Raw genomic sequence first — 13187 nt, 5'->3', positions numbered from 1 at the left:
CGAATCATCCGCGATCACCATTAGCGCGCTCGGCAAGCGCTACGGTACCGGACCGCTCGTGCTCGAGGACATCACCCTCTCGATCGACGCTGGCCAGTTCGTCTGCCTGCTCGGAGCGAGCGGATGCGGCAAGTCCACGCTGCTCAACATCATTGCCGGCCTGGAGAAGCCGACCGAGGGCGCCGTCACCGTGGCGAGCGGCAAGGCCGCCGTCATGTTTCAGGACGCCGCCCTGTTTCCCTGGCTGACCGCCGGCCGCAATGTCGAGCTCGCCCTTAAGCTGGGCGGCCTGGCCCGACCGAAGCGCAAAGCCGCCGCGCTCGAACTGCTCGACCTCGTCAACCTCGCCGATGCAGCCGACAGACGCCCGCACGAGCTCTCGGGCGGCATGCGCCAGCGCGTCGCCCTGGCCCGTTCGCTCGCGCAGGACCGCAAGGTGCTGCTCATGGACGAACCCTTCGCCGCGCTCGACGCCATCACTCGCGACCTGCTGCACGAGGAGCTGGAACGGGTCTGGCGCCAGACCGGTCGCACCATCGTGTTCGTCACGCACAACGTGCGGGAGGCCGCCCGGCTGGGCGAACGCATTCTGCTGATGTCGTCGCGCCCCGGGCGCATCGTCAATGAGTGGACCATCACCGACACAGGCTCACGCCGAATCGAATCCCCCGAAGTTGCCCGTCTGGGCGATGAGATCACCGACCAGCTGCGAGAGGAGATCCGCAGCAATGCCGCGTGACACTCATTCCGACACCGCGAAGAGGCACGACCCCCGCCACGACGAACTGCGCCGCTTGGAAGAGGGCCTGGATTCGTTGCAGGCCGTACCCGAAACACCCCGCGGCGCTTTTCGCCGGACGCTCGACGGTGTCGTACCGCCCATTCTGCTGCTCATCGCTCTCGTCACGGCCTGGCAGGTCTACATTCTGGTCGCCAAGCCCCGCCCCGATCTGATTCCCGGCCCGTTCGATGTGTTCGAAGCCCTGGTCAGCGCGTGGTCGAACGACCGACTGCAGCTCGCGGTTGTGACGAGCCTCGAGCGCGGCGGTCTCGGCTTTCTCATCGCCGTCGCCATCGGAACCCCGATCGGACTGCTGCTCGCCGAATGCCGTCCGATACGACGGGCCGTCGGTCCGCTCTTGTCCGGCCTGCAGGTGCTCCCCTCGGTCGCTTGGGTGCCCGCCGCGATCATCTGGTTCGGCCTCACCGACGCCACCGTATACTTCGTCGTACTGATGGGCGCGGTGCCGTCGATCGCCAACGGACTCGTCTCCGGCGTCGACCAGATTCCGCCGCAGCTACGCCGCGTCGGCACGGTGCTCGGCGCCTCCCGCGTCGAGATGGCCACCCTGGTCGTGCTGCCGGCCGCCCTGCCGGGCTATTTCTCCGGACTCAAGCAGGGCTGGGCCTTCGCCTGGCGCTCGCTCATGGCCGCCGAGATCATCGCCATGGGCGGTACGATCGGTTTTGGCCTCGGCTCGATGCTGCAGCAGAGCCGGGAACTCGCCGACCTCTCCGGCGTGCTGGCGACAATCCTGGTGATTTTATTCGTCGGTATTCTGGTAGAGCTCGTCGTTTTCGCTCCGACCGAACGTCGCCTGCTGCGCCGCCGCGGACTGATGGCTGCCGGACTGCGCTGAACCGTGCGCATCCACTTCTGTGAAATGCTCGTTGAAAGGCCTGTTATGACCCCCAATCCCTCTGCACTGCGTGTTGCCATCATCGGTGCCGGCCCGGCCGGCATCTACGCCGGCAACATTCTGAACCGGCTCGTGCTTGAGGGCGGCCACACCGTGGCCATCGACCTGTTCGACTCGCTGCCCGCCCCGTACGGGCTCATTCGGTACGGCGTCGCCCCCGACCACCCGCGCATCAAGGGAATCGTCACGTCGTTGCAGGAGATGCTCGACGCCGACACGATTCGCTTCATCGGAAACGTCACCTACGGCGCCGACGTGAACCTCGCCGACCTGCGCGAGCACTATCACGCGGTCATCTTCGCGACCGGTGCCATCCTGGATGCACCGCTTGTCATTCCCGGCATCGACCTGCCCGGCTCGTTCGGCGCCGCGAACTTCGTCTCCTGGTACGACGGCCATCCCGACGTGCCGCTAGAGTGGCCGCTCGACGCAACCGACGTGGCCGTGATCGGTAACGGCAATGTCGCCCTCGACGTCGCCCGCATTCTCGCCAAGCACGCCGACGATCTGCTCACCACCGACATTCCCGCCTCGGTCTATGCCGGGCTCGCCGGATCGCCGGTGACCGACGTGCACGTGTTCGGCCGTCGTGGACCGTCCCAGGTGAAATTCACGCCGATCGAGCTGCGAGAGCTCGCCGACATTCCCGACGTGGACGTTATTGTCTACGCCGACGATTTCACGCCCGATTCGCACAGCGAACAGCTCGCAGCGAGCAACAACCAGGTCAAGATCATGACCCGCACGTTGAACGACTGGCTGACCCGCGCTCCGAGCGCCGCCTCGCGCCGCGTACACCTGCACTTTCTGCACGCACCGCTCGAGGTGTACGGCGACGGGCGGGTTGAAGGCATCCGTTTTGAACGCACCGAACACACCGGAGACGGTCGCGTGCGGGCGACCGGGCAGGTCGTCGACTACCCGGTGCAGGCCGTGTATCGCGCGGTCGGCTACCGGGGCAGCGCCCTGACCGAGGTGCCGTTCGACGCCGTTCGCGGCGTCATTCCCAACGACGGCGGGCGGGTGCTCGACGCTGCCGGCGAGCCGATCACGGGCCTGTACGCCACCGGGTGGATCAAGCGCGGCCCGGTCGGCCTCATTGGCCACACCAAGGGTGATGCTCTGGAGACCGTGACGCGGCTCGTGTCCGACCTGCCCGCGCTCGTCGTCGGACAAACGGTCTTCGGCACGGCGGATACGATTCTGGCGCTGCTCGAGGAGCGCGGGGTGGAGTTCACCACCTGGGCTGGCTGGCGCACCCTGGACGCGCACGAGCAGCTACTCGGCGCCCAGGACCTGGTCACACCGGGCCGGGAGCGCGTCAAGGTCGTCTCACGGGCCGAACAGGTCGCGATCTCCCGTACGAATGCGTTGCTGAGCCTGTGACGTATGTGATCGCTCTTCCGTGCGTCGATGTGAAAGATCGTGCCTGCATCGACGAATGCCCGGTGGACTGCATTTATGAGGGCGAACGTTCCCTCTACATTCACCCCGACGAGTGCGTCGACTGTGGCGCCTGCGAACCGGTCTGCCCGGTCGAGGCCATCTACTACGAAGACGACCTGCCCGAACAGTGGGCCGACTACTACAAGGCCAACGTCGAATTCTTCGACGACCTCGGATCCCCGGGCGGCGCCGCCAAGATCGGCGTACTCGCCAAAGACCACCCCGTCATCTCCGTGCTGCCGCCGCCGGTGTGAGCAGACGCTCAGGCATTACGCCGTGGGTGAAGCCGGCCGCAGATCGCGAACGTCGCCCGTTGAGAACACGCGGGCGTAGGGCGCTTTGGCATTAGGACGCCGCAGCGGACTCCCGCTGGTCGGCTCGGGTGCCGACACGCTGACCGACGACGGCACTGACCCCGTCGTGCCGCATGCTGACGCCGTAGAGGGCATCCGCAATCTCCATGGTGCGTTTCTGGTGCGTGATCACGATGAGCTGGCTGGTCTCGCGCAGGTCTTCGAAGATGGTCAGCAGTCGGCCGAGGTTGGCGTCGTCGAGGGCCGCTTCCACCTCGTCCATGATGTAGAACGGGCTCGGGCGGGCCTTGAAGATGGCGATCAGCAGCGCGACGGCAGCGAGCGAGCGTTCGCCGCCGGAGAGCAGCGACAGGCGTTCGATCTTCTTGCCGGCCGGTTTGACCGACACCTCGATACCGGTTGTCAGCAGATCATCGGGGTCGGTGAGCCAGATGCTCCCGCTGCCGCCGGGAAACAACACCGGGAACACCTCGGCGAAGGCCGCTTGGGTGTCGTCGAACGCGACCGAGAAGATGGTCTGCATCTTCTCGTCGATGTCGGCGATGATGGTGAGCAGGTCGCTTCGGGTCTCGGTGAGGTCGGTCAGTTGCTCGGTGAGAAAGCGGTGCCGTTGCTCGAGCGCCGCGAATTCCTCCAGCGCGAGCGGATTGACCCGGCCGAGCTGGCCGAGTTTGCGTTCGGCGGCGGCGAACCGTTTCTGTTGCTCGGCCCGATCGAAGCGGATGCCGTCGGCCCCGCGGGTATCGGTCGCGTCGGTCCATTCGGTGTCGCTGACGCTTCTGATGTCTTCGGCCTCCCCTCCTCCTGCACCGGTGCCGTCGGGCGGAATGAGCTGGTCTGGTCCATATTCGCCGACGAGCACGTCTTCGGTCAGACCCAGTTCGCTGCCCGCGCGTTCGAGCAGGGCCGAGAGGTGCAGTTTCTTTTGGTAGATCTCGAGTTCAAGGCCGTGCACGTTCTCGGTGATTGAAGCGAGGCGCTCACGCAGGGTGTTTTCGTCCCGCCGCAACTGCTGCAGCTCCGTGTTCTGGCGCGCTCGTTCTGCTTCGGCGCCGGCGAGGCGAAGCCGCGCCTCCGCGCCGGAGCGGTCGGCGGCGGCGAGCACGGCCGGAAGTGCCTCGGCGACGCGGGAGGCGGCATCCACGTGACGGCGGCGAATGACGGCCAGGCGGGCTGCGGCGGCAGCGGCCGCGCGATCGGCCTCGACTTGACGGGTCAGAGTAGTCACGTGCACCTCGCCCGCGCGCACGCGTTCGCGGGCGGTTTCCACCTGCAGCCTGGTCTCAACCTCGGTCTCGCGGGCGGACTCACGTTCGGTGTCGAGCGCATCGCGCAGGGTCGCGTCGAGGATGGGGCGTGGCTGCGACCGAGCGGTCATCAGGGCGTCGGCGGCCCGTGCAGCGACGGCCTCTGCTTGGTCGACGGCGCTGCTCGCCAGTTGGAGCGCGGCGGCGACCCGGTCAACGTCGGCGGCGGTGGCGTCCGCCTGCACCACGAGTCGTCCGCGACGTTCGGTCTGGGTGGCGAGCTGGGTTTCGAAGGCGCGCAGGGCCGCGCGCGCGCTGACCGACTGCTCTTTGTGCGCCTGCAGCAGCGTGCGCTGTTCGGCGAAATCGAACCGCACCCGCTCGATCAGCGAGGTGACGGCCGCGAGCTTCTCGGCGGCGGTATCGCGTTCGGCGACGAGTTCGAGCTTGCTCTGCTTGGCGCCTGACCCACCACGCACGACCCAGGGGCTCAATACCTCGCCGGCGAGAGTGATGAGGGTGAGGCTGCCGGGCAGTTGTGCGGCGCGGGCCAGGACGAGATCGTCGGCGATGACGGTCTGTGCGAGCAGACCGCATACCCCGGCCGGGCCCTCGATGACCGACGTCGCCCACCGGATTCCCGCCCACGCACTGAGATCGCAGGTCGAAGCGACCGTGACGTCTCCGTCGCCGTCGGCCACGATCAGTTCCACCCGACCGAAGTCGTCATGCTCAGCCTGCGCGATCGCAGCGAGGGCGGCGACGCGGTTCTCGGCCAGCACGGCGTCGGCGAGTGAGCCGAGCGCGGCGGCGATCGCCGTCTCGAACCCCGGCTGTACGCGCACATGGTCGGCCACCAGGCCGCGAATACCAGCCAGTTGCGCACCGAGCAGCGCGGACGATCCGTCTTTCTGGTCGAGCGCGAGGGAAAACGCACCCCGCCGGGCCGCCTGGGCGTCGCGTTCCCGCTCGTGCTGGTGCAGCTCCTCGCGCAGGCGCTCCACCTCCGCCTCGACACGCTGCACCGCAGTCTGCGCAAGCTCGAACGCCAACTCGACGGCTTCGGACAGCTCGCCGGAGTCGATTTCACCGGCGGGCATTGCGGTTTGCAGTTCGTCGAGCTGCTCCTGCGCCTTCCGGCTGCGGCCGGTCGCCGCGTCGAGAGCGTTCTGATGCCGCAATTGCTCACCACGCATGGCCGACAGCCGCGAGAACGCCGTCTCGGATTGGCCGGTCAGATCGGAAATTTCAAGATCGTGCCTGGAAACGAGCACGGCCTGCGCCGCAATATCTTCGTCGACCGCGTCGAGCCGCACACGCGCGGCCGCGCTCTGCTCTCCGGCACTGCCCCACGCGATTTCGGCCACCCCGATGCTCGCACGCAACTGCTCGACCTCGGCCGCGGCCTCCGCCAGCATGGTGGGAGTGACACTCGAAACGAGGCCGGTCGACTCGGCCTGCGAGCCCAGCAACGCCAGTCGCTGGTTGGCGAGGGTGAACAGGCTGCGCAGGCGTTCCTGCACCGATTCGAGGCCGTAACTGGTGCGGCGGGCCAGGTCAACGGCGTCGCCGACCTGGGCGAGCTCGAGCCGCTGCACCCGCCCCTGTTTCTGCAGGAGCTGCTCCTCCAACACGACCCGTTCGGTGTGATGTTCGCTCGCGGTGCGGTTTTGGGCGTCGAGGTCGGTGCGCAGCGTGACGACGTCGTCGGCGAGCAGTCGGGCGCGGGCGTCCCGCACGATGGCAGCGATGGTCTGGGCTTCGCGGGCGATTTCGGCTTGGTGGCCCAGCGGTTTGAGCTGGCGGCGAATCTCCCCGGCGAGGTCGCTCAGCCGGGTGAGGTTGGTCTGCATGGCATCGAGTTTGCGCAGGGTTTTCTCTTTGCGGCGCCGGTGTTTAAGAATGCCGGCGGCCTCCTCGATGAAGCCGCGGCGTTCCTCCGGGCTGGCGCGCAGCACAGCGTCGAGCTGGCCCTGCCCGACGATGACGTGCATCTCGCGGCCGAGGCCGGAGTCGCTGAGCAGTTCTTGCACGTCGAGCAGCCGGCAGGTGCGCCCATTGATGGCGTACTCACTCGCACCGTTGCGAAACAGCGTGCGCGCGATGGTGACTTCGGAGTATTCAATCGGCAGCGCGCCGTCGGAGTTGTCGATGGTGAGGATCACCTCGGCCCGACCGAGCGGGCCGCGAGTCGACGTGCCGGCGAAGATGACGTCCTCCATCTTGCCACCGCGCAGGGTTTTCACTCCCTGCTCGCCCATTACCCAGGCGAGGGCATCGACGACGTTGGACTTGCCCGATCCGTTCGGACCGACGACACAGGTGACGCCGGGCTCGAATGCGAACGTCGTCGCCTGCGCGAACGATTTGAACCCCTTGAGGGTGAGGCTCTTCAGATACAACGGGCACCCTTTCGGTCGGCCGGCCGGGAGTACTGGTCGCGGACTGATTCAACGGTACCGCGCCCCACCGACAGTGGCCGGGACATCCGCTTGTCGCGGAGTGTGGCGGGCACGGCTGCAAAGACTCCCGCGATTACGACCACGCCCGACCGGCCCGACTTTGAGGCGGTGGCCGCACGGCGCAACGTCGTCGAGGCCGACGGGTTCGACGCCGCCGAACTCAACTTGGGCGTGTCTCCTAAAGTCTGGTGGGGGTTTTTGGCAGGCTCGATGCATGTCTCGTTCTGCCGTGTTGTCTGACAGTGAGTGGGCTCGGATCGAGCCGTTGGTACCGTCGTCGTCGGGTCGACCTGGTCGTCCGTTTTTCGGATCATAGGCGGGTGATGGAGGGCATCACCTACCGGTAGGCCCACGCCGGGTACGCACCCGCCCTATCCGGGTGCTGGCCGACACGGCCTACTCGTCTCAAGCGAACCGGGCCATGCTTTTTTATCGCGACATCCTGGTCGTGATCCCCGAGCGTTCAGATCAGGTCGCGAACCGAGAAACGCCGTGGACGAAATGGTGGCCGCCCGGTCGACCTCGACCAAGAGGCCCACAAGCGTCAAAACGTCATCGAACGTTCATTCAACACGCTCAAACAGTGGCGTGGCCTCGCCACCCACTACGACAGACTCGCCCTCACCTCCCGGGGCGGAGCCGTCCTGAGCGCCATCGTCGTCTGGCCACACGAATTAGGAGACACGCCCTAGACGGGTTCCCCCGCGGCCTCGGTCGCCGGGATGCTCTCGCCGGGGGCTGCCTCCTTGGGGCGCGGCTCCGCGTGCGGCGCGGTGCCGGACAGGCGCAGGGTGGCCAGGAAGCCGAGTACGAGGAACCCAGCGGCGGCGTACGCCGAGTAACGGGGTGCCGTCGCTGAATGCCTCGCGGGCGGCATCCGCCAGCTCGGGGCTCTGCTCCTCCAACGACGGGATGACCGAGCCGGCGCTGTCGACGACGGCGGCGACGACCTGGCTCTGGGTCTCGATGGACAGTCCGGGGACCTCGGCCAGTTTCGCGTCGAGCGACGCCCCAACCGAGGTGAACAGCACCGTGCCGAGCACCGCGATGCCGAGTGCCGAGCCGATCTGCCGGGCGGTACTGGAGGTTCCGGAACCCTGGCCGCTCTGTGACACGGGCACGTCTTTGAGCACGACGCCGGTCAGCTGGGCGGTCGCCAGGCCCACACCAATCCCGTAGACGAACAGGAACGGCACCACGACGAGCCAGGTCGACTCAACAGTGATGACCAGTCCGAGGCCGGCGACGCCGATGATCTCGGCAACGATTCCGTATCGCACGATGGTCTCGGGTGAGATCCTGTTGCCGAACGCGCCGGACACCCCGCTGGCCACGAAGGAGCCGAGCGCGAGGGCAAGCAGCACGAACCCGGTCTGCAGGGCGTCGTAGCCGAGCACATTCTGCAGCCAGAGCGGCAGGGACAGGATGATGCCGAACTCGCCCAGCGAGACGATCATGGCGGCGATGTTGCCGTTGCGGAACGACGGGATCGTGAAGAGCGTGAAGGCGAGCAGCGTGGTCCTGCCGCCGCGTTGGCGGTGGAGCCCCCAGGCGACGAAGGCCACGCCGGACACGACGGTGACCAGGAAGACGAACGGGATGATCGACAGCGAGTACGGCCAGGTCCAGTCACCGGCCGCGGGCGGGTTGTTGGTGATCCACCAGCCGTAGGTGCGGCCCTCGATCAGCCCGAAGACGAGCGAGGCGCTGGTAATCACCGAGAGCACGGCGCCGACGACGTCGATGCGACGCGGTTCGCCGGCATCCTTGGATTCGAGCACGAAGACGAGCACTCCGATGACGATGACGACACCCAATGGCACGTTGATGCCGAACGCCCAGCGCCAGGAGAAGTAGGTGGTGAGCCAGCCTCCGAGCAGCGGGCCCACGGCCACCATGCCGCCGATGGTCGAACCCCAGATCGCGAACGCGATCCCCCGGTCTCGGCCGCGGAAGGTGGCATTGATGATCGAGAGCGTGGTGGGCAGCACCATGGCGCCGCCGACGCCCTGGATCAGGCGCGCCAGGATCAAGAGCTCGCCCGTCTGCGACAGCGCGGCGAACACGGATGCCGTGACGAAGACGATCACGCCGAAAATCAAGATGCGCCGCCGCCCGAAGCGGTCCGCGAGGGTGCCGAACACCAGCAGCAGCGCCGCGAAGACGAGGGTATAGCTCTCCTGCACCCACTGCACCTGCGTGGATGTGATCGCCAGGTCGTCGACGATCGAGGGGATGGCCACGTTGATGATCGTGGAGTCGACGATGATCAGGGCCACCGCGACGCTGATGAAGACCAAACCGGCCCAGCGCCGCCGCGCCGATGCGGAGACGGCACCGGTGGCGGCCAGGATGACGGGGTTGCTCATGCGGAGACCAACCTGGTTACGGCGGACCTGGGCGTGCGCAAGCGCAGGCTGATGGTGACGATCACAATGGCGGCCACCGCGATGATGGCCGCGATCGCTGTGGGGGTGGAGAGCAGGTTGCCGGTCAGCCGAGCCACGGCCACCCAGGCCAGCCCCCACGACAGCGACACGGCAGGGGCGAGCCGACCCCGGCCGTAAACGGCGAGCAACACTCCGACCAGTCCGGCGACCGCGATCACCAGGACCGCCCACAGATCGGCGCTCAAGCCAAACCCCTCGAAGCCGGAGGCCACGAGCACGGCGGTCACGTTCGCGGCCGTCGCCACACTGACCCAGCCGAGGTAGAGGCCCACCGTGCCATCGGCGACGATCGTCTCAACCAGGTTCTTCGGTCGGGAACGCAGCGTGAGCTGGAACGCCCGGATGAGAACGATCAGCAGCAGCACGATCACGGGCACGCTCAGCACGAGCAGGTCGAACTGGATGCTCAGGATCCAGGCCGCGTTCAGCAGGAGCGAAGCGGCGATCGGGTAGCCGAGGGTGCGCTGGCGGGCATCCGTTTTCTGCGCCGGCAGGAACTGCCAGATGGCGTAGGCAATGAGGCCGAGGTAGATCGGGGTCCAGATGCCAAAGGCCGGCCCGTCCGGGGCGATCGGCGTGGCATCGGCCGCGAGCGCCCCGCCCGACGCGTTCTGGATCGGGGTTCCGCCGGCGGCGCCCGACCCGATGAATGATCCGGCGATGGCCAGGATCGAGCTCAGCAGAACCACCGTTTGACGCAGCAGATCGCGACTCTTATTCATCTCAGACTCCTAACAATCAGCTAGCTGATTAGTTGACGCTAGCACTAGATTGGGCATATGACCACACCTGATCCCGGGCTCCCGGTCGAGCGGGATGCGCTGGCCTCCTGGCCAACCGGACGCCTGCTCTCGACGGCCGCCCGGCTGGTTGAGCACGCGTGGGTCGAAGCCCTCGACCGGCTCGGACTCACCCATGCCGGCATGGTCGTGCTGCACCTGCTCGCAGACGGATCGCTCAATCAGACCGAGCTGGCGCAGCGCGCCCGGGTGCAGACCCAGACCATGTCCCGCACGCTCGAACGGCTGGAGCAGGGCGGCTACGTGGTGCGCACCCGCGACGAGCGCGACGCGCGCCGCCATGCGGTGGCCCGAACGGATGCCGGCACCCGGGCCTGGCAGCAGACCCGCACCCTGGAGGCCGACCTGTTTCCGCCGCTGGAGAATGCCGAGGCCCTGCGCGACGCCCTGCTGAGCATCATCGCCGCGTCCTCCGCCCCGCGCTGGTAAGCGCAACGGCGCCGTCCGGGTCTTCGGAGACGCTGCTAGGGCGTGTCTCCTAATTCGTGTGGCCAGACGACGATGGCGCTCAGGACGGCTCCGCCCCGGGAGGTGAGGGCGAGTCTGTCGTAGTGGGTGGCGAGGCCACGCCACTGTTTGAGCGTGTTGAATGAACGTTCGATGACGTTTTGACGCTTGTGGGCCTCTTGGTCGAGGTCGACCGGGCGGCCACCATTTCGTCCACGGCGTTTCTCGGTTCGCGACCTGATCTGAACGCTCGGGGATCACGACCAGGATGTCGCGATAAAAAAGCATGGCCCGGTTCGCTTGAGACGAGTAGGCCGTGTCGGCCAGCACCCGGATAGGGCGGGTGCGTACCCGGCGTGGGCCTACCGGTAGATGATGCCCTCCATCACCCGTCTATGATCCGAAAAACGGACGACCAGGTCGACCCGACGATGGAATGACCGTCATCGAACCGTTTAACGCGGGCGCTGGCAGCGCGGGCAGAAGTGCGAGCCGCGGTTCATGAACTGCTCGCGCACCAGCAGGGTGCCGCAGCGGGAGCAGGGTGTGCCCTGCCGACCGTAGGCCTCCAGACTGTGTGCGAAATAGCCGGACTGTCCGTTTACGTTCACGTACTGGGCGTCGAAGCTGGTGCCGCCCTCGGCGAGGGCGCGGTGCAAAATGGTGCGCACGGCCGCGAGCAACGCCGTCGCCTTTGCCCGCGACAGCGAGGCGGCCGGCTGCTCGTAATGAATGCGCGCGGCGAACAGCGCTTCGTCCGCGTAGATATTGCCGATGCCGCTGATCAGGTTCTGGTCGAGGAGCACCCGCTTGATGCCGGTCTTCTTGCGCGCGAGCGCTACGAAGAAGGCGTTCGAAGAAAACGACGGGTCGATCGGGTCGCGGGCAATGTGTGCGACCTGTGTGGGAATGCGGTGCTGCCAGTCGGCATCCACTTCGATCGTTCCCGAATAGCCACCCGGGAGTCCGTCGTCGGTGGGAATCATGGTGTCGATGGCCATACTGCCGAAGATACGCTGGTCGACGAAGTTGACCCACAGTTCGCCGTGGGTCGGGTGTTCCAGCGACAAACGGATGCGCAGCATGCGATCCAGCGCGGCGCCCGGTGTGCGCAACAACACCTGGCCGCTCATGCCGAGGTGGATGACCAGTGCCCGGCCGCTGTCGAGGGGCAGCCAGAGAAACTTGCCGCGGCGCACGGCGGCGAGAATTCGCCGCCCGCTGAGCTGGTCGGCGAAAGGCCCGGCTGCCGGCGCGTGGCGGCGCAGGGATCGTTCGTCGAAAATCTCAACCCCGGCGACGACGGCACCGGTCACAGCCGGCTGCAGGCCGGCGCGCACGACCTCGACTTCGGGGAGTTCGGGCATAGCGTGAGATTAGAGTGCTTTGAGCCGGTCGATGGCCTCGCGGGCTGCGGCCATCTCGGCGAACTTCTTACTCGGGCCAACACCCTGGGCGGTCACGATCGTGCCGATGACGACGGTCGCGACGAACTCCCGGGAGTGGTCGGGGCCGCTGCCCTCGAGGGTGTAAACGGGAACACCGACACCCGAGCTTGCGGCGAGCTCTTGCAGGCTCGTTTTCGGGTCCATGGACACGCCGAAGTGGCCCGGTTCGGCCACGAGCGGCTCAATCAGGCGCAGCACGAACGCGGTGGCGACGTCGCCACCGGCATCGAGAAACGTGGCGCCGATGAGCGCCTCGACGGTGTCGGCCAGAATGGACGCCTTATCGCGCCCGCCGGTGAGGATTTCACCGCGACCGAGCCGAATGTACTCGCCCAGACCCAGCCCGCGGGCGATCTGCGCGAGCGCGGCCGTGGACACCAGGCTGGCCCGACGCTTGGCCAGCTGGCCCTCGTCGAGGTCGGGGTAGGTGCGGTAGAGCATCACCGTGACAGCTTGGCCCAGAATTGAGTCGCCGAGAAATTCCAGGCGCTCATTGGTGGCAATGCCGCCATTTTCGTAGGCGAAGGACCGGTGGGTTAGAGCAAGCTCCAGAATCACCGGTTCAATCTGTACGCCGAGGGTCGCCAGCAGGGGCGACCGCTCGGTGTTCACGTTTGTCATCTACACAGCGCCATCGACCGAGTGTGCGGCCTGCTGAGAAGAGATGTCTTAGACGTCGGCGACTTTACGGCCCTTGTATTCCATGAACAACGCTGTGCCGGCGGAGTCGGTGACAACCTTGGCGCGGTGCGGCAGGCTGTAGACGACCTTGCCGCCCTCCATGGTCTTCACGAGAGTGGGAGGCGTGGCCTTCCACTGCGCGCGACGCGAGTGGGTGTTGGAACGCGACATCTTGCGCTTCGGTACTGCCAT

The 13187-nt window shown here is 66.8% G+C and carries 14 protein-coding genes and 1 pseudogene; 8 read left to right on the top strand and 7 right to left on the bottom strand.

What is annotated here, in order from left to right:
* The first annotated feature begins 13 nt into the window (after positions 1-13).
* The 4 genes from IWX77_RS01060 to fdxA are packed head-to-tail and all read left to right on the top strand — an operon-like array spanning position 14 to position 3400.
* Entirely contained in the window at positions 14-739 is a 726-nt protein-coding gene (locus IWX77_RS01060) for an ABC transporter ATP-binding protein (protein WP_297414249.1), read from the top strand.
* Complete coding sequence (locus IWX77_RS01055; protein ID WP_297414246.1) at positions 729-1640, top strand: ABC transporter permease; 912 nt, start codon at positions 729-731, stop codon at positions 1638-1640. The genes IWX77_RS01060 and IWX77_RS01055 overlap by 11 nt, the downstream gene beginning before the upstream one ends.
* Positions 1641-1685: 45 nt before the next feature.
* Positions 1686-3086, top strand: a complete 1401-nt coding sequence (locus IWX77_RS01050; protein WP_196842649.1) for an FAD-dependent oxidoreductase — start codon at positions 1686-1688, stop codon at positions 3084-3086.
* A complete protein-coding gene (gene fdxA, locus IWX77_RS01045; protein WP_196842648.1) occupies positions 3083-3400 on the top strand; it encodes a ferredoxin in 318 nt (105 codons plus the stop codon). Before IWX77_RS01050 ends, fdxA begins: the two co-directional genes overlap by 4 nt.
* A gap of 91 nt (positions 3401-3491) precedes the next feature.
* Here the strand turns inward: fdxA and smc are convergent, their stop codons facing one another.
* Positions 3492-7109, bottom strand: a complete 3618-nt coding sequence (smc, locus tag IWX77_RS01040; protein WP_196842647.1) for a chromosome segregation protein SMC — start codon at positions 7107-7109, stop codon at positions 3492-3494.
* A gap of 102 nt (positions 7110-7211) precedes the next feature.
* On the opposite strand from smc, the gene IWX77_RS01035 reads away from it, so the two are divergent.
* The 3 genes and pseudogenes from IWX77_RS01035 to IWX77_RS17375 all read left to right on the top strand — a co-directional run bounded on the left by IWX77_RS01035 (position 7212) and on the right by IWX77_RS17375 (position 7861).
* Complete coding sequence (locus IWX77_RS01035; protein WP_327012042.1) at positions 7212-7409, top strand: hypothetical protein; 198 nt, start codon at positions 7212-7214, stop codon at positions 7407-7409.
* Positions 7384-7513, top strand: a pseudogene (locus IWX77_RS17380) (transposase); the annotation flags it as partial. The gene IWX77_RS01035 and the pseudogene IWX77_RS17380, both read left to right, overlap by 26 nt.
* A 123-nt stretch (positions 7514-7636) precedes the next feature.
* On the top strand, positions 7637-7861 hold the full coding sequence (locus IWX77_RS17375; protein WP_196842764.1) for a transposase: 225 nt from the start codon (positions 7637-7639) through the stop codon (positions 7859-7861).
* Here the strand turns inward: IWX77_RS17375 and IWX77_RS01025 are convergent.
* Together IWX77_RS01025 and IWX77_RS01020 are read right to left on the bottom strand one after the other, a co-directional pair.
* A complete protein-coding gene (locus IWX77_RS01025) occupies positions 7844-9538 on the bottom strand; it encodes an MFS transporter (protein WP_442784414.1) in 1695 nt (564 codons plus the stop codon). The genes IWX77_RS17375 and IWX77_RS01025 overlap by 18 nt on opposite strands.
* On the bottom strand, positions 9535-10341 hold the full coding sequence (locus IWX77_RS01020) for a tryptophan-rich sensory protein (protein ID WP_196842645.1): 807 nt from the start codon (positions 10339-10341) through the stop codon (positions 9535-9537). Before IWX77_RS01020 ends, IWX77_RS01025 begins: the two co-directional genes overlap by 4 nt.
* A 57-nt stretch (positions 10342-10398) precedes the next feature.
* Here IWX77_RS01020 and IWX77_RS01015 point away from each other — a divergent pair, with 57 nt between their 5' ends.
* A complete protein-coding gene (locus IWX77_RS01015) occupies positions 10399-10848 on the top strand; it encodes a MarR family winged helix-turn-helix transcriptional regulator (RefSeq protein WP_196842644.1) in 450 nt (149 codons plus the stop codon).
* A gap of 35 nt (positions 10849-10883) precedes the next feature.
* Here IWX77_RS01015 and IWX77_RS17370 read toward each other — a convergent pair whose 3' ends face one another.
* The 4 genes from IWX77_RS17370 to rpmF all read right to left on the bottom strand — a co-directional run bounded on the left by IWX77_RS17370 (position 10884) and on the right by rpmF (position 13187).
* Positions 10884-11108 (bottom strand): transposase, encoded by a 225-nt coding sequence (locus IWX77_RS17370; protein WP_196842764.1) that lies wholly within the window; start codon positions 11106-11108, stop codon positions 10884-10886.
* 213 nt (positions 11109-11321) lie between these two features.
* Positions 11322-12233: a bifunctional DNA-formamidopyrimidine glycosylase/DNA-(apurinic or apyrimidinic site) lyase gene (mutM, locus tag IWX77_RS01005; protein ID WP_196842643.1), complete on the bottom strand. Its 912-nt coding sequence runs from the start codon at positions 12231-12233 to the stop codon at positions 11322-11324.
* Between the two features lie 9 nt (positions 12234-12242).
* The gene (rnc, locus tag IWX77_RS01000) at positions 12243-12935 is read right to left on the bottom strand and encodes a ribonuclease III (protein ID WP_196842642.1); all 693 of its coding nucleotides are present in this window, start codon (positions 12933-12935) and stop codon (positions 12243-12245) included.
* A gap of 48 nt (positions 12936-12983) precedes the next feature.
* Positions 12984-13187 (bottom strand): 50S ribosomal protein L32, encoded by a 204-nt coding sequence (rpmF, locus tag IWX77_RS00995; protein ID WP_196842641.1) that lies wholly within the window; start codon positions 13185-13187, stop codon positions 12984-12986.

Source organism: Cryobacterium sp. CAN_C2, assembly GCF_015751745.1.
Taxonomy (GTDB): Bacteria; Actinomycetota; Actinomycetes; order Actinomycetales; family Microbacteriaceae; genus Cryobacterium.
This window is presented reverse-complemented; position numbering and strand designations above follow the sequence as displayed.

What these genes read in the sequence shown, in the direction of transcription:
- IWX77_RS01055 (WP_297414246.1), top strand. Translation starts at nt 729, where the DNA reads ATGCCGCGTGACACTCATTCCGACACCGCGAAGAGGCACGACCCCCGC.
- IWX77_RS01050 (WP_196842649.1), top strand. Translation starts at nt 1,686, where the DNA reads ATGACCCCCAATCCCTCTGCACTGCGTGTTGCCATCATCGGTGCCGGC.
- IWX77_RS01025 (WP_442784414.1), bottom strand. Translation starts at nt 9,538, where the DNA reads ATGAGCAACCCCGTCATCCTGGCCGCCACCGGTGCCGTCTCCGCATCG.
- IWX77_RS01020 (WP_196842645.1), bottom strand. Translation starts at nt 10,341, where the DNA reads ATGAATAAGAGTCGCGATCTGCTGCGTCAAACGGTGGTTCTGCTGAGC.
- IWX77_RS01015 (WP_196842644.1), top strand. Translation starts at nt 10,399, where the DNA reads ATGACCACACCTGATCCCGGGCTCCCGGTCGAGCGGGATGCGCTGGCC.
- mutM (WP_196842643.1), bottom strand. Translation starts at nt 12,233, where the DNA reads ATGCCCGAACTCCCCGAAGTCGAGGTCGTGCGCGCCGGCCTGCAGCCG.
- rnc (WP_196842642.1), bottom strand. Translation starts at nt 12,935, where the DNA reads ATGACAAACGTGAACACCGAGCGGTCGCCCCTGCTGGCGACCCTCGGC.
- rpmF (WP_196842641.1), bottom strand. Translation starts at nt 13,187, where the DNA reads ATGGCAGTACCGAAGCGCAAGATGTCGCGTTCCAACACCCACTCGCGT.